General features: G+C 47.1%; 23 protein-coding genes. 18 read left to right on the top strand and 5 right to left on the bottom strand.

The features are described from left to right. Positions 1-52: 52 nt before the first annotated feature. The 5 genes from ABV409_RS13280 to ABV409_RS13260 form a co-directional block, all read right to left on the bottom strand. Positions 53-3,301 carry a VCBS repeat-containing protein gene (locus ABV409_RS13280; protein ID WP_353878074.1) on the bottom strand — a complete coding sequence of 1,083 codons (3,249 nt, stop codon included), beginning with the start codon at positions 3,299-3,301 and terminating at the stop codon, positions 53-55. Positions 3,302-3,604: 303 nt separating this feature from the next. Then, the gene (locus ABV409_RS13275; RefSeq protein WP_353878073.1) at positions 3,605-4,537 is read right to left on the bottom strand and encodes a hypothetical protein; all 933 of its coding nucleotides are present in this window, start codon (positions 4,535-4,537) and stop codon (positions 3,605-3,607) included. Between the two features lie 99 nt (positions 4,538-4,636). Further along, positions 4,637-5,605: a hypothetical protein gene (locus ABV409_RS13270; protein WP_353878072.1), complete on the bottom strand. Its 969-nt coding sequence runs from the start codon at positions 5,603-5,605 to the stop codon at positions 4,637-4,639. A gap of 11 nt (positions 5,606-5,616) precedes the next feature. Further along, positions 5,617-7,287, bottom strand: a complete 1,671-nt coding sequence (locus ABV409_RS13265) for a SusD/RagB family nutrient-binding outer membrane lipoprotein (protein WP_353878071.1) — start codon at positions 7,285-7,287, stop codon at positions 5,617-5,619. Between the two features lie 26 nt (positions 7,288-7,313). Then, positions 7,314-10,535: a SusC/RagA family TonB-linked outer membrane protein gene (locus tag ABV409_RS13260; protein WP_353878070.1), complete on the bottom strand. Its 3,222-nt coding sequence runs from the start codon at positions 10,533-10,535 to the stop codon at positions 7,314-7,316. Between the two features lie 157 nt (positions 10,536-10,692). Between ABV409_RS13260 and ABV409_RS13255 the strand changes: the two genes are divergently transcribed. The 18 genes from ABV409_RS13255 to rplE all read left to right on the top strand — a co-directional run bounded on the left by ABV409_RS13255 (position 10,693) and on the right by rplE (position 21,433). Next, the gene (locus ABV409_RS13255; RefSeq protein ID WP_353878069.1) at positions 10,693-11,553 is read left to right on the top strand and encodes a hypothetical protein; all 861 of its coding nucleotides are present in this window, start codon (positions 10,693-10,695) and stop codon (positions 11,551-11,553) included. Between the two features lie 410 nt (positions 11,554-11,963). Continuing rightward, positions 11,964-12,338 (top strand): 30S ribosomal protein S12, encoded by a 375-nt coding sequence (gene rpsL, locus ABV409_RS13250; protein ID WP_031445118.1) that lies wholly within the window; start codon positions 11,964-11,966, stop codon positions 12,336-12,338. Between the two features lie 19 nt (positions 12,339-12,357). Next, complete coding sequence (gene rpsG / locus ABV409_RS13245; RefSeq protein WP_353878068.1) at positions 12,358-12,834, top strand: 30S ribosomal protein S7; 477 nt, start codon at positions 12,358-12,360, stop codon at positions 12,832-12,834. 8 nt (positions 12,835-12,842) lie between these two features. Further along, a complete protein-coding gene (gene fusA, locus ABV409_RS13240; protein WP_353878067.1) occupies positions 12,843-14,972 on the top strand; it encodes an elongation factor G in 2,130 nt (709 codons plus the stop codon). A gap of 10 nt (positions 14,973-14,982) precedes the next feature. Beyond that, on the top strand, positions 14,983-15,288 hold the full coding sequence (gene rpsJ, locus ABV409_RS13235) for a 30S ribosomal protein S10 (protein ID WP_007094989.1): 306 nt from the start codon (positions 14,983-14,985) through the stop codon (positions 15,286-15,288). A gap of 164 nt (positions 15,289-15,452) precedes the next feature. Beyond that, positions 15,453-16,070 carry a 50S ribosomal protein L3 gene (rplC, locus tag ABV409_RS13230; protein ID WP_353878066.1) on the top strand — a complete coding sequence of 206 codons (618 nt, stop codon included), beginning with the start codon at positions 15,453-15,455 and terminating at the stop codon, positions 16,068-16,070. 4 nt (positions 16,071-16,074) lie between these two features. Continuing rightward, complete coding sequence (gene rplD, locus ABV409_RS13225; RefSeq protein ID WP_353878065.1) at positions 16,075-16,701, top strand: 50S ribosomal protein L4; 627 nt, start codon at positions 16,075-16,077, stop codon at positions 16,699-16,701. A 10-nt stretch (positions 16,702-16,711) separates the two neighbouring features. After that, positions 16,712-17,002: a 50S ribosomal protein L23 gene (gene rplW / locus ABV409_RS13220; RefSeq protein ID WP_353878064.1), complete on the top strand. Its 291-nt coding sequence runs from the start codon at positions 16,712-16,714 to the stop codon at positions 17,000-17,002. Positions 17,003-17,010: 8 nt separating this feature from the next. Further along, positions 17,011-17,835 (top strand): 50S ribosomal protein L2, encoded by an 825-nt coding sequence (gene rplB, locus ABV409_RS13215; RefSeq protein ID WP_353878063.1) that lies wholly within the window; start codon positions 17,011-17,013, stop codon positions 17,833-17,835. A 12-nt stretch (positions 17,836-17,847) separates the two neighbouring features. Continuing rightward, positions 17,848-18,126 (top strand): 30S ribosomal protein S19, encoded by a 279-nt coding sequence (rpsS, locus tag ABV409_RS13210; protein WP_339143656.1) that lies wholly within the window; start codon positions 17,848-17,850, stop codon positions 18,124-18,126. A gap of 3 nt (positions 18,127-18,129) precedes the next feature. Then, positions 18,130-18,543 (top strand): 50S ribosomal protein L22, encoded by a 414-nt coding sequence (gene rplV / locus ABV409_RS13205; protein ID WP_353878062.1) that lies wholly within the window; start codon positions 18,130-18,132, stop codon positions 18,541-18,543. A 1-nt stretch (position 18,544) separates the two neighbouring features. Then, entirely contained in the window at positions 18,545-19,261 is a 717-nt protein-coding gene (gene rpsC / locus ABV409_RS13200) for a 30S ribosomal protein S3 (RefSeq protein WP_353878061.1), read from the top strand. Positions 19,262-19,281: 20 nt separating this feature from the next. Then, positions 19,282-19,701, top strand: coding sequence for a 50S ribosomal protein L16 (gene rplP / locus ABV409_RS13195; protein ID WP_353878060.1), 420 nt, complete (start codon positions 19,282-19,284; stop codon positions 19,699-19,701). Positions 19,702-19,712: 11 nt separating this feature from the next. Then, positions 19,713-19,904 (top strand): 50S ribosomal protein L29, encoded by a 192-nt coding sequence (gene rpmC / locus ABV409_RS13190; RefSeq protein WP_353878059.1) that lies wholly within the window; start codon positions 19,713-19,715, stop codon positions 19,902-19,904. Between the two features lie 13 nt (positions 19,905-19,917). After that, positions 19,918-20,181 carry a 30S ribosomal protein S17 gene (rpsQ, locus tag ABV409_RS13185; RefSeq protein ID WP_353878058.1) on the top strand — a complete coding sequence of 88 codons (264 nt, stop codon included), beginning with the start codon at positions 19,918-19,920 and terminating at the stop codon, positions 20,179-20,181. 2 nt (positions 20,182-20,183) lie between these two features. Continuing rightward, positions 20,184-20,552 carry a 50S ribosomal protein L14 gene (rplN, locus tag ABV409_RS13180; RefSeq protein WP_353878057.1) on the top strand — a complete coding sequence of 123 codons (369 nt, stop codon included), beginning with the start codon at positions 20,184-20,186 and terminating at the stop codon, positions 20,550-20,552. Positions 20,553-20,564: 12 nt separating this feature from the next. After that, positions 20,565-20,879 carry a 50S ribosomal protein L24 gene (gene rplX, locus ABV409_RS13175; RefSeq protein WP_353878056.1) on the top strand — a complete coding sequence of 105 codons (315 nt, stop codon included), beginning with the start codon at positions 20,565-20,567 and terminating at the stop codon, positions 20,877-20,879. Between the two features lie 2 nt (positions 20,880-20,881). Then, on the top strand, positions 20,882-21,433 hold the full coding sequence (gene rplE / locus ABV409_RS13170; RefSeq protein WP_353878055.1) for a 50S ribosomal protein L5: 552 nt from the start codon (positions 20,882-20,884) through the stop codon (positions 21,431-21,433).

Below are 21,433 nucleotides of genomic sequence, written 5' to 3'. Positions count from 1 at the left end.
AGCAATGGTGTTTGGGTCGTAAGGCCCTGAACATCGGTGAAAAGATACGAAATCATTTCATTAACGCATGCAATTGAACCGGACCGTCATTTTGGGTTGCTATCAAATAAAGGTCATCGGTGCCGGTAATCAAATCGAGGTCTTTGATGTTTCCTTCAAGAAGCAAGCCCGATTCGGCCCAGGGTAGGGGAGTATACCCGTCTTTTCGGTTTGAAAGCAGGACCAGGCCTGAAAAAGCGTCCAACCTTGGGGTTTCGACTTCGGTTTCGTAGATATTGCCACCTACGATGAGGTCTTTGAAACCGTCCTTATCGATATCGAGTGAAATCAAATCCAGTATCGGGAACAATTGTGCCTCAAAAGGCAGGTAGTGTTTGCTAAAGGTCCCATCCCCATTGTTCAAAAGCAAAGAGGAACGGAACTCGGTAACCTCGCCCTCATACCCTGAATTCAACTTCTCACCATAGATGTCTACCAATTTGGCATTTGCGAATTCAGAATAGGTCTCGAATTTTTGTTGGATGAACGGCATTTGTTGTGAAGAACATTCGCGGCCCCGAACTGGAACGTATTCGCCATTGTATTGCTTGCTCAACACGATATCATTGGTTCCGTTTCCATCAAAATCATTGGCATATACCTTGAACGGTTTCTTTTGACTTGCCTTGAATTTGATGTTCAACCCTGCATTGCCCAATACATAGTCGGGTAGACCATCATTGTTGACATCGGTTTCGGTAATCCCGAACCACCAACCTTGGTTTTCCTCTCTGGCCACGAGATCGTTGTCACGGGTGAATCGTCCTTCCGAATTGGTGAAAAACCCAATACCATTCCATTCGCCAACAGCGATGAAGTCTGCCCAACCGTCGCCGTTGTAATCGGTTACAAGAATGTCATTGATGATGCCGAATCTTTCCAATTCAGGCGCCACCTCGGCGGTGACGTCGATCAGGGTGCCGTTTTCGTTTTTCCATAAGGTCGAGCTCGATGGGTTTGGATAATTTTGGGCGACGATTCGGTTTCCGACCAATAAATCCGGTTGGCCATCACGGTTAAAATCGATAACATCCACAGATCGACCGCTTTTCGGATTCCGTTGTAAGGCATCGATTTCCGCTTTCGAAAAATTCCCGATACCGTCGTTCAGATAGAGTCGATCGGCATATAAGGACGAATAATTGGCGAATTCGTTGCCACCACTTACCACGAAAAGGTCAAGATCGCCATCCCCATCGAAATCAAAAAACAGTCCTTGCATGTCTTCATAACTGCGATCGTTCTCAAAAGCCTTGGTCGATTTGGCCGTGAATTCGCCATTAGGCCGCTGCAAGTATAGCATACCGTATTGGCCGGAAGCACCACCGATGTACAGGTCTTCCAATTGATCGCCATTCACGTCCCCTTTGGTTACAAAAGGTCCTAGGGTAGATTGTTTGTAGGGCAGCAATACTTCCGTAGCGAAATCGTCATACGTATTTTCCTTATGCACGAAATCCAACCCGCTTTTCATGACATCGATTGGATTGAAATAGGTCGGGTGCGGACTTGTTTCTTGATTTTGGGCGAGGTCTCCATCCTCTTCATTGACTTCAAGAAGGGTGTTGGCTTTGATTTCGTAGAAACGTTGGATGGCCCCGCTCGGCCATTTGACGATAACGCTATCGACTTTATCGTGTGTTCCCAGTCCGAAATGGCTGATATCCTCGTGTGCCGAACGGTAACCACGAACCCGTCTTGATTCAACGAGTTGGGTTTCACCATTGTAGGAGATTGCAATTTGTGGGAAGGCCTCGGATAACTTGCCCTGGGCCTTTATTTTTAAATAATTACCACCACCGTTTTCCATGGTCATGTTGCGATACAGAAAACCCACATCGTCGATGTTGTTCACCACCAGATCCAAATCTCCATCGTTGTCGAGATCGCCCTGGGCGGCCCCATTGCTAAAAGAGAAGTCCGCTAATCCCCATGATTTCGCTTTTTCCGAAAAATCAAGCTTACCGCCGTTCTCATAAAGGATGTTTGGGAGCTTTTCGGAGGGCATGGATTCATAGAGCTGCTTTTTAACGGCCAAAGGCACCTGACCTTTATATTTTCTTTTGGCTTCGAAAACACTTCGTTGAAGGTCGTTATCGAGTGCATAACGCCGGTATCCGTTCGTGATATAGATGTCCTTGTCCGTGTCGTTGTCAAAATCCGACATCAAGACCGACCAACTCCAATCCGTATTGGCCATGGTCGTTGCCTGTGAAATGTTCGAGAATTTGGTATCGGCCGTTCGGAGTTGAAGGGAATTATACATGTATTGATGGTGAAAACCGGCATCATTGACCAAGTAATCAAAGCGATCGGTATTCATGGAGGCCATCAAGGTCTTTGAACGCACATGGTCGTTGGCGGCCATATCGAGGACGAAAATATCTTGTTGCCCGTCGTTGTTGATGTCGGCTACATCCATACCCATTCCGTAGAAAGAAATTTGCTTGGTATAGGTCTTGATTTCATCCGAAAACGTACCGTCATGGTTGTTTATGAAAAGGGCATCAGGTATGTAATAATCACTCGCGATATAAAAATCGAGCCAACCGTCGTTGTTGATATCGGCTACTGATAGGCCCAATCCGAAAATCGGGCGTTCAATTCCGGCTTCTTTGGTCACGTCGACAAAGCGACCGTTATCATTGCGGTACAAGTGTGAGCTGTTGAAATAGGTGCTTTCTTCATTTTCGGCGACCAAGCGATAAAGATTGATGGGGTCGACACCATAGAGTTCATTTTCGTTCATGACGAGGCAATCAAGGTCACCGTCACGATCGTAATCGAAGAATACCGATTGCGTGCTGATCCCCATGTCAGCTAAGCCGTAATCAGCAGCAGATTCTATAAAAGTATCATCTTGCTGGTTGATGAACAATAGATTTTTGCGTTGTAACCTGGGGTTTGGCCCTCCTTGCGAGACATAGATGTCCAACCAACCATCGGAGTTGATGTCAGCGAAGGTTACCCCATTTGACCATAGCTTACCTGCATTGATGTCCGCGGTCGGAGAAATGTCAACGAAGGTAAGGTTGCCCTGGTTGATGTAAAGCTTGTTGTCGACTTGATTGCCACAAAAAAAGATATCGGGCAAACCGTCGTTGTTCAAGTCGGCAATTCCAACGCCGGCTCCATTGTAGAAATAATCGTAGTTGAATAGATTGGCTAGGGAATTTACGTCTTCTTGAATTTGGTTTTTAAAGTCGATTCCGCTGTCTTCGGATGAAACCGATTGGAAGACCGGTGAAGGTTGTTCGGTCACATCATGTAGTTCCTGTTCAACAGCTTTTTTGCATCCGAAAAACGATACACTAACAAGAAGGGCTAAGGGAAGAAGAAAACGGACAAAACCAAGTTGCCGGCTATGACTATTTTTCAACGGACTCATGTATATCAAATACTGTAAATGCGGTTAAATGTACTAATTTGGAAAGATACCGATAGCTGAAGCAATGTTAAATCCCTTTTTAGGAATAGTCTTTAAAATAGTAAAGGCCTTACGCTTATATAAAGCGCATAAAAAAAGCCACCTTAATAGGTGGCTTTTCTATTCTGAAAAATTCGATTAGTCTTTGCAGAAATCGATAGCGATGCTTCCTGCCGGTGTACTGGCCGGAATATCCGCTACTGTATTGCCATTCGGTGTAATCAATTGGAACGACATTTCACCCCAGAAATCACCCCTGAAGTTGAAATCGGCAGCTTCGGTCAAACCGGCCGGAACGGTAAACGTTGCCGTACCTGCGCTTGCACCATCAGTACAATCGTAACCTGGATCTTCGTAAGGCGTACAAAGTCCGATTTCGAATACAGTGCCGTCACTTAGGGTAATAACCAGACCAGGACCGCCACCACCACTGGTAGTAGGTTGCCATCCATCTCCGTATGAATCCTGCATGTTCACGGTCCAAACCCCTGGTGTCGGGGGCTTCGGTGGGCAAACCACCGTAGCGGTGTACAAGAATGGAGAGCTGAAGAAGGAACCGGTCAAGGTACCCGAGTTGTCAGCGAACGAATAGCGGCTGCCATCGCTCAATACCAATTCAAAACGAATCGTGAACTGGTCGGAACCGTCAACGGTCGAATCTGAAATCGGAAGTGCCGCAACCAATTGCGGTAGCGTAATCATGTACATGAACCTAGGCAATCCGAACTCACCGGTGGTGAAGGTCGAAGCATCCAAAGTTTCAGCCAACACTTCATCCGCACTGAAATCAGTACCTCCGTCAGCGACTGAATTGTCACGGAACCCGACCCAGACCTCTACGGACTGGACCAAGGTGCCATCCTCTTGGTCTTGGACCTCGAGTTCGACGGCGAAATTGGAATCTGCACTACCGATCGGAATTTCATTGGATATCACGCTAACGGTTCTTAGAATGGCCCCTCGGGTCTCGGCATCAACAATGCTATCAAAAACGGTGTCACCGTCCTCACAGCCGACGAAGAGCATGGCCAAACCTAGTAGCGAGTAAAGAGTAATTTTTATTTTTTTCATCAGTAGTTTATTAATGATATTGTGGTAAACCGGCTATGAATACCGGACTTTAAGAAGACAACCATCCGATTTGGATGGTTGTCCTTAATATAGCTATGACTAGACTTTAGTCAGTGTTACCTCGGCATCTACGCCTCCACCACAATCATCGCTCTCATCATCCCTAAGGACGATATTGAAAACGCTATCATCGAATGGATCGTAAGTTCCTGGTGCAGCATCGATCGGTGGGCCCAAAGTGATACCACCAGAACATTGTAGCCCTGAAGCTTGTGAAGCTATCGGATTAACCGACTCACAAACCAAATCAAAGGCAAAAGCACGTGGTCCGTTGCCGATTCCGAAATCTGGAAGGTAAACGGCTTCAAATACCCGTTGGGTAGAAGTTTCACCAATGGCCAAGGTTACGGTAGTACCATCACCCCAGGTATTTGAACTGAAGATACCTGGAACCACTTGGTTCACCACATAGTCACCTACGAACTGCTCTGCACCTACCGGGCAAACCACGGTGGGTGTATACAAGAATGGAGAGCTGAAGAACGAACCGGTCAATGTACCGGAGTTATCAGCGAAGGAGAACCTACGCCCATCGTTCAATACCAATTCGAAGCGTACAGTGAACTGATCACCTCCGAAAAGGTCATCCTCACTTACACCTGTAAAGGAAAGCATTTCAACAAGGGTTACCGCAAACGACGTTCTTGGTAGTCCAAATTCACCAATAGTGAATTCGCTACTAGGAATGGTCGTGAACAAGCTTTCAGCAACATCCAAATCGGTGCCACCTTCCGCAACGGTATTATCCCTGTATCCAACGAAAACTTCAATGTTGTTTACGTTGTTTCCATTGGCTTGATCTTGTACCTCTACTTCGACAGAAAAACCAGCATCGGCAACACCGATAGGCAATTCGTTCGAAATAAGGTTAACCGTTCTTAGGATCGCACCCCGTTGCTCTGCATCGATGATGGTGTCGAAAACGGTATCACCGTCTTCACACGCCGTGAACATCAATACTGAAGCCAAGGAAGCGAAACCAAGAATATTTTTAATGATTCTTTTCATATCGCAATTATTTAGTTAGCAGGTGGGAAGGTCGGACTAGCCGGATTGTTATCCCAGAATACCTGCGTGGTCAAATCTGTTCTTTGATCCAAGTTCGGGTTGTTGATCACCTCGTTCTGTGGCAATAGGAACGTTCTTGGGAACGGTCCAGGGTTCAATTCCCAGTTCGGTAAAACCGTAGTAGGGAAACCAGTTTGACGGTAGTAGTTGAATGCATCGGTTCCTCCACCGAACAAAGTGGTGAAGTACTGCTCCGCATAGATGTTCTCCTTGTCATCACCTGTAGCGGCATCGAAAGCAGCTACGATTCCATCAACATAGGCAGTTACAGCCGCAGCATCAGGGGCGAAAGAAGTGTCAGCTCCTCCATCAAGGGCACCGAAAGTTTGAACTTTAGCGATAGACTTAGTAAGACCATCACGTAGGAAACCTGAACGGGCAGCATCACTTGCAGCCATCTGACCTCTCCAGAAGTCGATGTAAGAGGCAAGGATGATCGGCTCGATACCGGCTCCACCGCCACCAAGTCCAAGACCAACATTTCCAAAGCTGTTGTCGTCAAAGCGACCACCAGCAGGATATACCCCAACAGCAGCTCTCAAGAAGTTGTCGGGCGGCGTACCTTCATCGTTACCGTGAGATCTACCCCAGTACCCGTTAGGGACACTGCAGTACGTAAATCCACCATCTTGGTAGTGCTGTGGTGGAACGACCAATGAACAGGCCAAAGTCTCTTCGTTTGGCGGTTCGTCAGCACCAGGCGTAGTGGCACGCTGGCGGTAGAAGTAATAACGGATACGTGGATCATTGTTGTTCAACATCAATTCCATCAACCAGTTCGACTGATAAATGTTAGCACCTGAAGGGGTGTAATCAGCAGCGAAATCTGGATGTCTGTCATCAGGCTGCAACTCACTTGTTCCGTAAGTCAATTGGAAATCATCAGCGGAATCAGTGATGAAATTTCCACCTGAAATAACCCCGTTGAACGCGGCTACATCACCGGTGTTCTTGTAAGCCAATAGTCGAATCGAGTTGATCAATCGAACCCATTGTGCAGTATCACCACCGTAGAAGATATCGGCAGCACCCTGTGTAGCTGGTCCTGAAGACAATGCGCTAGAGGCTTCATCCAATAATCCCAATGCAGCAGTGTAAACAGCTTGCCCATCATCCAAAGTCGGAGCTGGGAACTCAGCTGGATTACCAGCTTGGCTGAAAGCCGCTTGGCCAAGGAAATCGACCAATTGGATCAATGAGTGAGCATAAAGCGTCTTGGCAACCCCGATGTGAAACGAATAATCCGTTTCAGAAGCGGCGTCGATGGCCTCCAAGTTTTGAAGGTTGGTCAAGATACCGATAGATACGAAATCACCGGCACCGTTACCACCTGAACTATAGGTTCTAGACCAAACACCGTTCAAGGTGTTACCTGGCAATTGGTTGAAGTAATCCCTTCCGAAGAAGTAATCGATTCGTGTCAATTCCGCAGCCCTGTCACTCAACGTTTGTTGGTTTGTTGCGTAGGCCAACTGAATCGAGTTCAATAACAGGTTAGGATCCGCCTGGTCGGCAGCAAGATCGTTAGGACTTACCCTTAAGTCCAATTCTGTCGTCTCACATGCGGTAAACAGGCCACCTGCTATGAAGACGATCGAAATATATTTAATAAAATTTCTCATAATTTCTATATCGTTAACAATTTTTATTAGAAAGTGGCTTTGATGCTGATACCATATCTTCTAGAGCTAGGCCCGTTGATGAAATCGAAGCCCCTACCGTTACCGATACCGACACCCTGTACGTTAGGGTCGAAGTTCGCCCCGTCAGGAGTGTTGTAGGCATCGTACCAAAGGTTGAAGCCCTGTGCGGTCAAGGTCAAGGAACCGAAAGGTGTCTTGTCCAAGAATTTCGATGGGAAAGTGTATCCCAAAGAAACCTCCTGTAGACGTACGACAGACGCATCGTAGATACGGGTCTCTGTCGGACCGAATAGCAAGTTGCTGAAGAAATAGGTCGAGTTGTTCAACTGGATGTTGTTCACCTCACCTGTGCTCTGACGTACCCCTGGAAGGACGTACGTGTTCAAACGATCTTCAGTTTCAACGATAAGACCCCTACCTAGAAGTACAGCAACGGTACTTGAAAGGATGTCACCACCTTTGACGTGGTTGATCTGGAAGTTCAAGTTCCAGTTCTTCCAACGTAGGTTGTTGATGAAGTTCATGGTGTAATCAGGAATCGCATCACCGATGATCGGCACGTTTCCGTCATTATCCTGCTCAGCAACTACAAAGCTACCACCATCATTGATCAAGAAGTTACCGGCTTCATCACGAGCGATAGCGGTACCTACGATAGTACCCAATGATTCGCCTTCGATGGCCGCGTTGGAACCTCTGAACAATCCACCACCAACTGCCAATGATCCAGCGTAAGCGATGAAATCCTGCTCTTGCTCTGTCACTGTTTCGTTGTTGGTAAAGAAGTTCACACGAGAGTTCCAGCTGAAGTTGTCACCTCTGAAGATGTCAACACCAAGATCAACCTCGATACCTTCGTTCTGGATCTCACCAATGTTACTTTGAGTAAAGCTAAATCCTGTTGAAGGAGGAAGTGGCTCAGTTACGATCAAGTCATTCGTCCTTCTGTCAAAGTAGGTGAAATCGATAGAAATCCTGTTCTTCCAAAGTTTCGATTCGAAACCGAATTCCAACTCTTCCAAAAGCTCAGGCTTAAGATCTGGATTCGCACGGAAGTTATCCACCTGGTTGGTCGTTAACGGACCGGTGAAAATCTGTGTGTTCTGCTCGATTACGTTAACCGTAGGATATCCAGTTGGGAAGGTAGCTGAAGTACCGTAAGAAGCACGAACTTTCAAGAAGTTCAATCCGTTCTCCGATTTCAAGCCGCTGAAGGCATTGGTCGGTAGGAACGACAAACTAGCTCCTGGATAGGTCTTACTGTTGTTCTCCGTAGTCAAGTTCGAAACCCAGTCAGTACGGGCCGATACGTTCAAGAAGAGGTAATCGTCATAGTCTAAGGTCGCTTGACCCAAAACACCTACGATGTTCCTTTTCTGAGAGAATTGGATCGGAGTCTGGTTTTCGAAGTTAAAGTGTCTCTTAACACCGAATACGATCTGACCGGTACTTGAAACCCCTGATTGATCGAAGAAATCCTGACGTGAAGTCGCACCAGCTGTAAATGAAAGACCTAGCTTTTCAGAAAGATCGTAGTTGGCGTTCAACGAAAGGAAGTGATCCCAGATCGTGTTGTTGTTATCGAATGTTTGTAGGAATCCGAAAATAGCAGAGTTGAATTCTACCCCACCTTTGTTCGAACCATTGATGTTACGCTCGTTGTAGAAATCAAGACCTGATCTCCAGTTCAAGGTCATGTTGTCGTTCAACTCGTAAGCCAATGATACGTTCCAGTTGAAACGATTGGTCAACTGACGGTTGGTGACGTTTTGCGCCGTCCAACGTGGGTTGATGATGTCGTTACCGTTACGGTAGTATACACTAGATCCATCTACTGGGTTTTCGAAAGGAAGCCCCAATAAATCGACACTACGAGGTGTAAAGAGAACATTACCATAAACTGAAAGACCGTCAGTACCGTTACCCCTACTCGATGCGATCGGAGGTGTGCGGTAGTCGGTACGGGCGTAGTTCATGGTACCGGTTACGGTGAACTTGTTCGATAGTTTCGAACGACCACCGATCGATACGTTGGTCCTGTTCAAGGAGTTGCCCGGGGTAAACCCGATATCGTTAAGGTAACCGACGTTGACGTTATAGTTGGTATTGCCATCGGTAGTGCTACCCGCGATGTTCACGGAAGTATTGGTCACATACCCTGGACGGAAGAACTCCTCTACGGAATCATAAGGCCTCCAATCGTAGCGAGCGCCTTGAAGCTCTGGGAAGGCGGCCCTGGTCGAAGCTACCGAAGTAGTCGAGTATGGGTGCTCCAAAGTACCGGCATCATCGATGGCCGATTGGTTGCCCCATCCGGCTACACCACCACGGTCGAAGCTTGGTCCCCAGTTACTGAAGAACCATCCGAACGACTGGTCGAAACCGTTACCGTACTGGTCTTGGTAATCTGGCAAGGAAGCGAACTCGTTGGTGAAGAACGACTGGCTGACCGTAATCTCGGTCTTCTTGGCGCCACTTGTAGCGGCACCGGCCTTGGTCGTAATCAAGATTACACCGTTCTTACCCTGTGTACCGTAAAGTGTCGCGGCGGCAAGACCTTTCAATACCTCCACACTGGCGATGTTGTTCGGGTCAAGGTCCAAGAAACGCGAACCTTGCGTAGCACCGTTTACGAAGTTGGTGGTGTTGTTGGTATCGTTACTGAACGGGATACCATCAACGATGAACAGTGCCTGGTTACTTCCACTAAAGGAACTAAGACCCCGAACCGTTACGTTGGTTGCGGAACCTGAGGCACCACCCGCAGAGGTGATCTGTACACCCGCTGCCTTACCGGAAAGAACCCTGGCGACATCACCCTCGGTTCTGTTTTCCAATTGTTCCGAGCTGACGGAGGTCACGGCGTACCCTAGGGCCTTCTTTTCCCTTTTGATACCCTGGGCGGTCACAACCACTTCCTCGAGTGCCTGTGCATCCTCCTCCATCTGCACGTTGACGGTAGTTCCGGCACCGACTGTCCTTCTGACATCCTTCTGACCAATGTAGGTGAAAAGGAGACTCTGACCTTCGCTGGCCGTAATCGAGTAATTACCATCAAAATCCGTTTGGGTACCGTTAGAGGTGCCCTCGACGACAATGTTGACCCCGGGTAATGGTAGACCGTCTGAATCGGTAACCGTACCTGAAATCGTCTTGTCTTGTGCAAAAGAAATGTGCACAACAAACGCCAATAATAGCGTTAAGATTCCATTTAGTTTTGTTCTCATTTTTAAATTATTTGAATTAGCTAACCGCTAAAATCATAATTTCATGTTAATAATCCAAACTAATTTCACTAAAATTTCACACTCCCGATAAATATTCACCATATCGCAAAACAGGGCGTATATATTAGGTGTACGTTAATATTTAGCCATTTTTTTGATGAATACGAATTGCACATTTAACATTAATAAGAACTCAGCTACAGCCTATCGTTTCGGTGTGGCGGAAAACGGTCAGTCGATAGGTGTCGGAATCAAAAGGCTTTTGGTAGCCATCTTGGTTTCCTTGCCTTTGTTATGTCTAGGTCAAGGAGAAGGTGGGGCGTTCACCCAATCACGTTTTGCCTTATTAAAGAGTGGTGACGGAGGTGGTCTAGGTAACAACCCCAATGCCCTGAATTGGTTCAATGACCTTCGTAACAAAACCGCGGTATTGGGATCCGAGCGCAAACTTGGACTTGATGATATTGAAGGGAGCGTCTATTTGAACGGCCAATTCATAATGGGGTCGGTATTCTATGGTAACGAGCTTTATGGCAAATACAAATTGCGTTATGATGCCTTTAATGACGAAGTCGAGTTGATACGAAATGCCGGTGGGGTGATCGAAGCGCTTCATAAGAGTGAGCCTATTTCCTGTGAGATCTCGAATGAGGTATTGGTTTACCGTCCATTTAAAAATCAAAAAGGCGAGATACAGCGGGGTTATCTTTTTAGGTTGATCAAGGAAGGGCGTTTCCAATTGTATCAGCGCAAAACCAAAATCTTCAAAGAAGGAAAGCAAGCCACAACCTCATTGCAGAATTCGTTTCCCCACAGGTTTGTCGATAAGGTGGGTTGGTATCTTTCCGTCGACGGGGGTGATCCAACATTTTTCCGTCCATCGAAAAAGGCCGTGTCCGCTTTTCTTTCCAAGTCCGAAGCGAAGTCGCTGGCCGCTTATGTCAATTCAAACAACCTTAGCTTTAAAGACCCTGATCACTTGGTGGTCATTTGTAACTATTTGAATGGGTTGGAGTAATCGCTTGTAGTGTAAGTCGGGTTTTCTTAGGGAATTGTTTCATGGATCCAAGGAGTCCTGGCCTTTCAAGTGGTGACTTTGACGGTGTCAGTAGGCCTTGTCTTGCGCTATTAGGTGATGAGAGAGTTATGCGCTAAAAAAATGTGCCTATATATATAAGGTATAGCCGTTCAAAGACAAACCGGATAAATACATCGCTTTTTTTCTTTTTCCATTTATAAAATTTAGGGGGTTTGGGGTTTTGATCAATAGGTCTGATGTTCAGGTTCAAACCCGAAAATCAGCCGTTCCTAAGATCGAGAATCAGGAGTTGACGATAAATTAATTTGAGGCTATTTGATTTATGGTCAAAAAATTATACATTTGCAGCCCTCAAAATGAGGGTTTTTTGATTTTTAACAAAGAAGTTAATGCCAACAATTTCACAATTAGTAAGAAAAGGAAGGGTCACGATTACCAAGAAGAGTAAATCGGCTGCTTTGGATTCTTGCCCCCAACGTAGGGGAGTTTGTACGCGTGTATACACCACGACACCGAAAAAACCGAATTCGGCTATGCGAAAAGTAGCTAGGGTCCGGTTGACGAACGGTAAAGAGGTCAACGCATACATCCCCGGAGAAGGGCACAACCTCCAAGAGCACTCGATAGTATTGGTAAGAGGTGGAAGGGTCAAGGATTTGCCAGGTGTTAGATACCACATCGTTCGTGGTGCTTTGGATACCGCCGGTGTTGCCGGTCGTACCCAAAGGAGGTCTAAGTACGGTGCAAAACGACCTAAGAAGTAATCAACTTTAAAAGGAAGCAATGAGAAAAAGACAGGCAAAGAAACGGCCGTTGTTGCCAGATCCACGATTTGGTGACCAATTGGTGACACGATTTGTCAACATGATGATGTGGGATGGTAAAAAATCCGTGGCGTTCAGGATCTTCTACGACGCCATCGACATTGTCGAAGAGAAAAAGACCGATGAGGAAAAGTCAGGTCTAGAACTTTGGAAGGATGCATTATCGAACGTAATGCCACACGTTGAAGTCCGTAGTAGACGGGTCGGTGGGGCAACGTTCCAGATTCCGATGCAAATCCGTCCAGACCGTAAGATCTCAACAGCCATGAAATGGTTGATCACTTTCGCAAGAAAGCGTAACGAGAAATCCATGGCCCAGAAATTGGCCGCTGAGATTTTAGCAGCGTCCAAGGAAGAAGGGGCAGCGGTCAAGAAAAGGGTCGATACCCACAAAATGGCGGAAGCAAACAAAGCATTCTCTCACTTTAGATTCTAAGTACCAAAATGGCAAGAGATTTAAAATACACTAGGAATATCGGTATCGCTGCACACATCGATGCCGGAAAGACCACTACCACGGAGCGGATTTTGTTCTACACCGGGGTAAGCCATAAGATCGGGGAGGTGCATGATGGTGCGGCTACTATGGACTGGATGGAGCAAGAGCAAGAGCGTGGGATTACTATTACCTCTGCCGCTACCACCTGTACTTGGCAGTTCCCGACCGAAAACGGGCAACCGACCGCCGATGCGAAAGGATACCACTTCAATATCATCGATACCCCCGGGCACGTTGACTTTACCGTAGAGGTAAACCGTTCATTGCGTGTTTTGGACGGATTGGTGTTCTTGTTCAGTGCTGTAGACGGGGTAGAGCCACAGTCGGAAACCAACTGGAGACTCGCCGATAACTATAAAGTTCCACGAATCGGGTTCGTCAACAAAATGGACCGTCAAGGGTCCAACTTCTTGAACGTGTGCAAACAGGTTCGCGAAATGTTGGGTTCGAACGCCGTACCGATCGTATTGCCGATCGGTGAGGAAGCCGATTTCAAAGGAATCGTCGATTTGGCCAAGAACAGGGCCATCGTATGGCATGATGAGAACTTCGGTTCGACCTTCGATGTCATCGACATTCCTGCAGAAATGCAAGACGAGGTAAAAGAATACCGTGCGGCTTTGATCGAAGCCGTTGCGGAATATGATGAGGAGTTGATGGAGAAATTCTTTGAAGACGAAGATTCCATCACTGAAGAGGAAGTACACGCCGCCCTTAGGGCAGCGGTTATGGATCGTGCCATCATCCCGATGGTCTGTGGATCTTCGTTCAAGAACAAAGGGGTGCAGTTCCTTTTGGATGCGGTTTGCCGTTACCTGCCATCTCCATTGGACAAGGACGATATCATCGGTACCGATCCGGATACCGGGGGTGAGATCACCAGAAAACCAGATCCAAAAGAGCCATTCTCTGCATTGGCCTTTAAGATCGCGACCGATCCATTCGTTGGCCGTTTGGCCTTCTTCCGTGCCTATTCGGGCCGCTTGGATGCCGGGTCGTACATTTTGAACAACCGTTCGGGCAAGAAAGAGCGTATTTCGCGGATCTACCAGATGCACTCGAACAAGCAGAACGCCATCGAATACATCGAAGCAGGTGATATCGGGGCCGCTGTTGGGTTCAAGGATATCAAGACCGGTGACACCATGTCTGCCGAGAAGCATCCGATCGTTTTGGAAAGTATGGATTTCCCCGATCCCGTAATCGGTATCGCGGTAGAGCCTAAGACCAAGGCGGATGTCGATAAATTGGGGATGTCTTTGGCCAAATTGGCCGAGGAGGATCCGACCTTCCAGGTTAAGACCGATGAGGCCTCAGGGCAGACGATCATTTCCGGAATGGGCGAGTTGCACTTGGATATCATCGTAGACCGATTGAAGCGTGAGTTCAAGGTAGAGGTCAACCAAGGGCAACCACAAGTAGAGTACAAAGAAGCACTTACGGCAAAAGCTGATCACAGGGAGGTTTACAAGAAGCAGACCGGTGGTCGTGGTAAGTTCGCCGATATCGTCTTCTCGATGGAGCCTGCCAGTGAAGAAACCAAAGCAGGTCTTGAGTTCGTCAATGAGATCAAGGGTGGTAACATTCCTAAGGAATACATCCCATCGGTCGAGAAAGGATTCAAGGAAGCCATGAAAAACGGGCCGTTGGCCGGTTTTGAGATGGACAGTATGAAAATTACCCTTAAGGACGGATCATTCCACCCTGTGGATTCCGACTCGCTTTCATTCGAGTTGGCCGCCAAATTGGGATACAAGGAAGCTGCCCGTGCCGCCCGTGCGGTATTGATGGAGCCTATCATGAAGCTTGAGGTGTTGACACCTGAAGAGAACATGGGTGATATCGTTGGCGATTTGAACCGTCGTCGTGGCCAAGTCAACAATATGGATGACAGGGCCGGATCGAAGGTGATCAAGGCAGAAGTGCCACTTTCGGAAATGTTCGGTTATGTGACCTCGCTCCGTACCTTGAGTTCGGGCCGTGCCACATCGACCATGGAGTTCTCGCACTACGCGGAGACCCCATCGAATATTGCCGAAGAGGTAATCAAAGCAACCAAAGGTGTAACCGCTTAATTTTCAGAAGATGAGTCAAAAAATTAGAATAAAATTGAAGTCTTACGACCACAATTTGGTAGACAAGTCTGCTGAAAAGATCGTAAAGACCGTGAAAACGACTGGGGCTGTGGTAACGGGGCCGATCCCATTGCCTACCCATAAAAAAATCTTTACGGTATTGCGTTCACCGCACGTGAACAAGAAATCGAGAGAGCAATTCCAACTGAGTTCGTACAAGCGATTGTTGGATATTTACAGTTCTTCTTCCAAAACAATTGACGCTTTAATGAAATTAGAGTTGCCAAGTGGTGTGGAAGTCGAAATAAAAGTGTAAATTTGCACGCCCTTTAAGAAACGAAGGGGTGACATGTCCTGAGCTGCGTGCGAAGGAAAAACGGGAAAAAGAATCAAATCTGGGTCACAGAATGCGTTCTTTGACCCAATTTTTTTGCCTCGGTTTCGGGGTTTAACAGAGAATAAAAACGTAATAATACAAGTATGTCTGGGTTAATAGGAAGAAAAATCGGCATGACCAGCATCTTCGACGAGAATGGAAAGAACATTCCATGTACCGTTATCGAAGCTGGGCCATGTGTGGTTACCCAAGTCAGAACCGAAGAGGTTGACGGGTACAATGCCCTTCAGCTCGGTTTCGATGACAAGGCAGAAAGACGTGCCAACAAGGCCGAAACAGGTCATTTCAAGAAGGCAGGTGCATCTCCTAAGAAGAAAGTCGTCGAATTCCGTGATTTTGAAGGTGAGTTTAAATTAGGGGACACCATCGGTGCCGACCTTTTCCAAGAAGGGGAGTTCGTCGATGTTGTAGGTACTTCTAAAGGAAAAGGATTCCAAGGTGTCGTAAAGCGACATGGTTTCGCGGGTGTAGGTCAAGCGACCCACGGTCAGCACAACCGATTGAGGGCTCCAGGTTCCATTGGTGCGGCCTCTTACCCTGCAAGGGTTTTCAAAGGAATGAAAATGGCCGGTAGAATGGGTGGTGAACGGGTAACCGTTCAAAACCTTCGCGTGCTCAAAGTCGTTCCTGAAAAGAACATCATTGTAGTGAAAGGTGCGGTGCCAGGCCACAAGAACGCTTATGTAACCGTAGAAAAGTAAGGTCATGAAGGTAGCGGTATTAGATATTAAAGGAAAGGAAACAGGTCGTAAAGTCGAGCTTTCGGACGCTGTTTTCGCTATAGAGCCGAACGAGCACGCCATCTATTTGGATGTGAAGCAGTATTTGGCCCACCAACGACAAGGAACGCACAAAGCGAAAGAGCGTGCCGAAATCGCGGGTAGTACACGAAAGATCAAGAAACAAAAAGGTACCGGAACCGCAAGGGCCGGTAGCATCAAGTCCCCTGTTTTTAGGGGCGGTGGTCGCATCTTCGGTCCAAGACCGAAAGACTACACCCAAAAGTTGAACAAGAACGTCAAGCGATTGGCCCGTAAATCGGCCTTGAGTTTAAAGTCACAGGAAAAGGAGCTTTTGATCGTTGAGGATTTCAACTTCGAAAGTCCAAAGACCAAAGACTTCAAAGCGGTCTTGAAATCGTTGGGTATCGAGAACAAAAAGACCTTGGTCGTTTTGGGGGGTTCCAATGAGAACGTGTACCTATCGGCCCGAAACCTTAAAGGTTCCGAAGTGGTTACCAATTCTGAGTTGAGCACATACAAGATCTTGAACGCCAAGAGCGTCGTTCTATTGGAAAGTGCCGTAGCGGGAATCGAATCGAACTTAAGTTAAGAAAAGGATCATGAGTGTATTGATAAAACCGATCATCACCGAGAAAATGACCGCTGATAGCGAGCTCTTCAACCGGTATGGTTTTTATGTTGACCCAGCTGCGAACAAATTGCAGATCAAAGAAGCCGTAGAGGCTACTTACGGGGTTTCGGTCGAAAAAGTCCGAACCATGAACTACGGTCCTTCACGAAGGACCCGCTATACCAAGACCGGTATCCAGCATGGGAAAACGAATATGAGAAAGAAGGCCATCGTAGATGTGGCCGAGGGTGATATTATTGATTTTTACAGTAATCTATAAAGACGATCATGTCAGTTAGAAAGTTAAAACCAATCACCCCTGGACAGCGTTTTAGAGTAGTAAACGGATTTGACGCGATTACTACTGATAAGCCGGAGAAGAGCTTGCTCGCTCCGTTAAAAAAGTCAGGGGGTAGAAACAGTCAAGGAAAGATGACCATGCGCCATAGAGGTGGGGGTCACAAAAGAAGGTACCGTATCATTGATTTCAAGCGTGACAAACAAGGTGTCGATGCTGAAGTGAAATCGATCCAGTACGATCCGAACCGAAGTGCGTTCATCGCCCTTTTGGAATACAAAGACGGTGAGAAGCGCTATGTGATCGCACAGAACGGTCTTCAGGTCGGGCAATCGGTCTCAGCAGGTTCGAATTCGGCCCCTGAAATCGGAAACGCACTTCCATTGAGCGAGATTCCGTTGGGTACGATCATCTCTTGCATCGAATTGCGACCTGGACAAGGAGCCGTTATGGCGCGTAGTGCAGGAACCTTCGCCCAATTGATGGCGAAAGACGGAAAGTTCGTTACCGTTAAGCTTCCTTCAGGGGAAACCCGTTTGATCTTGGCGAATTGCTTGGCCACCATCGGTGCCGTATCGAATTCAGATCACCAGTTGTTGGTTTCAGGTAAGGCTGGTCGCAGCAGATGGTTGGGTAGACGACCAAGAACACGTCCGGTAGTGATGAACCCTGTCGATCACCCAATGGGTGGTGGTGAAGGAAGGGCTTCCGGAGGTCACCCAAGGTCTAGAAACGGTATTCCGGCCAAAGGCTTCAGGACCCGTTCCAAAACCAAGGCAAGTAACAGATACATCATCGAACGTAGAAAGAAATAAAAGGATAAGTAAATGGCACGTTCATTAAAAAAAGGACCATACGTTCATCATAGTTTGGAAAAGAAAGTCCAACAAAATGTGGAGTCAGGAAAAAAATCCGTCATCAAGACCTGGTCAAGGGCCTCGATGATCACTCCCGATTTCGTTGGTCAGACCATCGCGGTGCACAACGGAAGACAATTCGTTCCCGTATATGTAACCGAGAACATGGTAGGTCATAAATTAGGAGAATTTTCACCCACACGTTCTTTTAGGGGACATGCCGGGGCAAAAAATAAAGGTAAAAAGTAAGCTATGGGAGTTCGAAAAAGACAGATGGCTGAAAGAATCAAGGCAGAGCGCAAGGAAACGGCCTTCGCTAAATTGAACAACTGCCCGACTTCACCACGAAAAATGCGGTTGGTAGCTGATTTGATCCGAGGTAAGCAAATCGAAATGGCGTTGGCCATTTTGAGGTTCAACCCAAAGGAGGCTTCCCGCAGGTTAGAGAAGCTTTTGCTTTCGGCAATCGCCAATTGGGAAGCAAAAAACGAGGATGGCAACATCGAAGAAGCCGATCTTTTCATCAAAGAGATCCGCGTTGACGGGGGAACCATGTTGAAAAGGTTGCGTCCGGCCCCACAGGGCCGTGCCCACAGGATTAGAAAACGTTCGAACCATGTCACCTTGGTTTTAGGTGCTAACAATAACACAGAAGCTAAAGCATAATATGGGACAGAAGACCAATCCGATAGGAAATCGCTTAGGAATCATCAGGGGATGGGAATCCAACTGGTACGGTGGAAACGACTATGGCGATAAATTGGCCGAGGATGACAAGATCAGAAAGTACATCCATGCGCGTTTAGCGAAAGCCAGTGTTTCAAGGGTCATCATCGAAAGGACCTTGAAGTTGATCACCATTACCATCACTACGGCCCGTCCGGGTATCATCATCGGTAAAGGTGGACAGGAAGTCGACAAGTTGAAAGAGGAGTTGAAAAAGATCACCAACAAGGAGGTCCAGATCAACATCCACGAGATAAAACGACCTGAGGTCGATGCCAATTTGGTAGCGGCCAGCGTTGCGAGACAGATCGAGAGTAGGATTTCTTACCGTCGTGCCATCAAAATGGCGATCGCGGCTGCGATCCGAATGAATGCCGAAGGTATCAAAATCCAAATCTCCGGACGATTGAACGGTGCTGAAATGGCGCGTTCCGAATCGTACAAGGAAGGTAGGATCCCATTGTCTACCTTCAGGGCAGACGTTGATTATGCCTTGGTCGAAGCACATACGACTTATGGTCGTTTGGGCATCAAGGTCTGGATCATGAAAGGTGAAGTATACGGCAAACGTGAGTTGTCACCACTTGTCGGCCTTTCAAAAGGACAAGGTAAATCGGGTAAGCAAGACGGCGGTAAAAGACAACGTCGTAGAAAGTAATTAGAAAAGCATAAAGTAAGATGTTACAGCCGAAAAGAACAAAGTTCCGTAAAGCCCAGAAAGGGCGGATGAAAGGAATCTCACAGCGAGGTCACCGGCTTTCAAATGGGATGTTCGGAATCAAGTCATTGGATTCGCATTTCATTACTGCAAGACAGATCGAAGCGGCGCGTATCGCTGCGACACGATATATGAAAAGGCAAGGTCAGCTTTGGATCAAGATTTTCCCGGACAAGCCCATTACCAAAAAACCTCTAGAGGTACGTATGGGTAAAGGTAAGGGGGCACCTGAATATTGGGTCGCCGTCGTCAAACCCGGAAGGATCATGTTCGAAGTAGCCGGTGTGCCCCACGATATTGCCAAAGAGGCATTGCGATTGGCCGCACAGAAGTTGCCTGTCAAAACGAAATTTGTTGTAGCCAGGGACTACGCTGGATAAACTGATACGAGATGAAACAAGCAGAAATTAAAGAACTATCGGTTGAAGAGCTTCAGCAGAAGTTGTCTGAACTCAAGAAAGAATACGCTGATTTGAAAATGGCACATTCAGTGACACCATTGGAAAATCCGATGCAGATAAAAAGAACAAGGAAGACGGTCGCACGATTGGCAACTGAGTTAACAAAAAGGGAATTACAATAACGGGTTCGGCCTTATGGAAGAAAACACAAGAAATCTAAGAAAAGAAAGGGTAGGCGTTGTTACCAGCAACAAGATGGAAAAGTCCATTGTTGTTTCTGAGGTAAAACGTGTCAAGCACCCGATGTACGGAAAATTCGTTTTGAAGACCAAAAAGTACGTTGCCCATGATGAAAAGAATGACTGCAACGAAGGCGATACCGTAAGAATCATGGAAACCCGACCATTGAGTAAGACAAAGTGCTGGAGGTTGGTCGAAATCCTAGAAAGAGCTAAATAATTATGTTACAGCAAGAATCTAGATTAAAGGTTGCGGACAATACCGGTGCTAAAGAAGTACTGACCATCCGTGTCCTTGGCGGAACAAAAAGGAGGTATGCCTCCGTAGGTGACAAGATCGTCGTTACGGTTAAGGAAGCTACCCCGAACGGAACCATTAAAAAAGGAGCGGTCTCTACCGCCGTTGTGGTTCGGACCAAGAAAGAAGTAAGAAGACCTGACGGTTCGTACATCAGGTTCGACGATAACGCATGTGTGCTTTTGAACCCAACGGGTGAGATGAGGGGTACGCGTGTATTCGGTCCGGTCGCCAGGGAATTGCGTGACCGACAGTTCATGAAAATCGTTTCATTGGCCCCTGAGGTGCTGTAAAGAGATAGTAAGATGGGAAAGTTGAAAATTAAAACAGGAGATACCGTAAGGGTGATTGCCGGAGACCACAAAGGTTCCGAGGGCAAGGTCATGAGTGTCGACTTCGGTAAGAACAAAGCCATAGTCGAAGGCACCAACATCGTGAAGAAACACGAAAAGCCAAGTGCCCAGAACCCACAAGGAGGTATCGTTGAGAAAGAAGCACCGATCCATGTATCGAACCTTTCATTGATCGACGCCAAATCAGGGGAAGCGACCCGAGTAGGTTACGAAATGAGGGATGGCAAAAAAGTAAGGGTTTCTAAAAAATCCGGAGAAATTATTTAGTCATGAGTTACATTCCAAGATTAAAGCAAGAATATAGAGAGCGTGTGGTCAAGGCCCTTTCCGAAGAGTTTGGCTACCAGAATGTGATGCAGGTACCGAAGTTGCAGAAAATCGTCGTTAGCCGAGGTGTCGGCGCGGCCGTGGCCGATAAAAAACTGATCGACCATGCCGTAGATGAATTGACGATGATCACCGGTCAGAAGGCCGTTTCAACGGTTTCGAAGAAAGACGTTGCCGCGTTCAAACTCAGAAAGGGAATGCCCATCGGGGCCAAAGTGACCTTGAGGGGTGAGCGTATGTATGAGTTTTTGGATCGATTGATCACCACGGCATTGCCAAGGGTGCGTGATTTCCAAGGAGTTCGGGCCACAGGTTTCGACGGTAGGGGTAACTACAACCTAGGGGTGACCGAACAGATCATCTTTCCTGAGATCAATATCGATAAGATCAACCGTATCAACGGTATGGATATCACCTTTGTCACCAGCGCCGCTACCGACAAAGAAGCAAAGTCATTGTTAACCGAACTAGGGGTACCCTTTAAAAAGAATTGA

It is taken from the genome of Flagellimonas algarum (assembly GCF_040513375.1).
In the GTDB taxonomy this organism is placed as follows: domain Bacteria; phylum Bacteroidota; class Bacteroidia; order Flavobacteriales; family Flavobacteriaceae; genus Flagellimonas_B; species Flagellimonas_B algarum.
The sequence above is the reverse complement of the archived record's forward strand: the minus strand, read 5'-3'. Positions and strand labels throughout refer to the sequence as shown.

Bases quoted from the DNA above. Each gene is read 5' to 3' on its own strand.
- ABV409_RS13275 (WP_353878073.1), bottom strand. From the start codon at position 4,537: ATGAAAAAAATAAAAATTACTCTTTACTCGCTACTAGGTTTGGCCATG.
- ABV409_RS13270 (WP_353878072.1), bottom strand. From the start codon at position 5,605: ATGAAAAGAATCATTAAAAATATTCTTGGTTTCGCTTCCTTGGCTTCA.
- ABV409_RS13265 (WP_353878071.1), bottom strand. From the start codon at position 7,287: ATGAGAAATTTTATTAAATATATTTCGATCGTCTTCATAGCAGGTGGC.
- ABV409_RS13260 (WP_353878070.1), bottom strand. From the start codon at position 10,535: ATGAGAACAAAACTAAATGGAATCTTAACGCTATTATTGGCGTTTGTT.
- ABV409_RS13255 (WP_353878069.1), top strand. From the start codon at position 10,693: ATGAATACGAATTGCACATTTAACATTAATAAGAACTCAGCTACAGCC.
- rpsL (WP_031445118.1), top strand. From the start codon at position 11,964: ATGCCAACAATTTCACAATTAGTAAGAAAAGGAAGGGTCACGATTACC.
- rpsG (WP_353878068.1), top strand. From the start codon at position 12,358: ATGAGAAAAAGACAGGCAAAGAAACGGCCGTTGTTGCCAGATCCACGA.
- fusA (WP_353878067.1), top strand. From the start codon at position 12,843: ATGGCAAGAGATTTAAAATACACTAGGAATATCGGTATCGCTGCACAC.
- rpsJ (WP_007094989.1), top strand. From the start codon at position 14,983: ATGAGTCAAAAAATTAGAATAAAATTGAAGTCTTACGACCACAATTTG.
- rplC (WP_353878066.1), top strand. From the start codon at position 15,453: ATGTCTGGGTTAATAGGAAGAAAAATCGGCATGACCAGCATCTTCGAC.
- rplD (WP_353878065.1), top strand. From the start codon at position 16,075: ATGAAGGTAGCGGTATTAGATATTAAAGGAAAGGAAACAGGTCGTAAA.
- rplW (WP_353878064.1), top strand. From the start codon at position 16,712: ATGAGTGTATTGATAAAACCGATCATCACCGAGAAAATGACCGCTGAT.
- rplB (WP_353878063.1), top strand. From the start codon at position 17,011: ATGTCAGTTAGAAAGTTAAAACCAATCACCCCTGGACAGCGTTTTAGA.
- rpsS (WP_339143656.1), top strand. From the start codon at position 17,848: ATGGCACGTTCATTAAAAAAAGGACCATACGTTCATCATAGTTTGGAA.
- rplV (WP_353878062.1), top strand. From the start codon at position 18,130: ATGGGAGTTCGAAAAAGACAGATGGCTGAAAGAATCAAGGCAGAGCGC.
- rpsC (WP_353878061.1), top strand. From the start codon at position 18,545: ATGGGACAGAAGACCAATCCGATAGGAAATCGCTTAGGAATCATCAGG.
- rplP (WP_353878060.1), top strand. From the start codon at position 19,282: ATGTTACAGCCGAAAAGAACAAAGTTCCGTAAAGCCCAGAAAGGGCGG.
- rpmC (WP_353878059.1), top strand. From the start codon at position 19,713: ATGAAACAAGCAGAAATTAAAGAACTATCGGTTGAAGAGCTTCAGCAG.
- rpsQ (WP_353878058.1), top strand. From the start codon at position 19,918: ATGGAAGAAAACACAAGAAATCTAAGAAAAGAAAGGGTAGGCGTTGTT.
- rplN (WP_353878057.1), top strand. From the start codon at position 20,184: ATGTTACAGCAAGAATCTAGATTAAAGGTTGCGGACAATACCGGTGCT.
- rplX (WP_353878056.1), top strand. From the start codon at position 20,565: ATGGGAAAGTTGAAAATTAAAACAGGAGATACCGTAAGGGTGATTGCC.
- rplE (WP_353878055.1), top strand. From the start codon at position 20,882: ATGAGTTACATTCCAAGATTAAAGCAAGAATATAGAGAGCGTGTGGTC.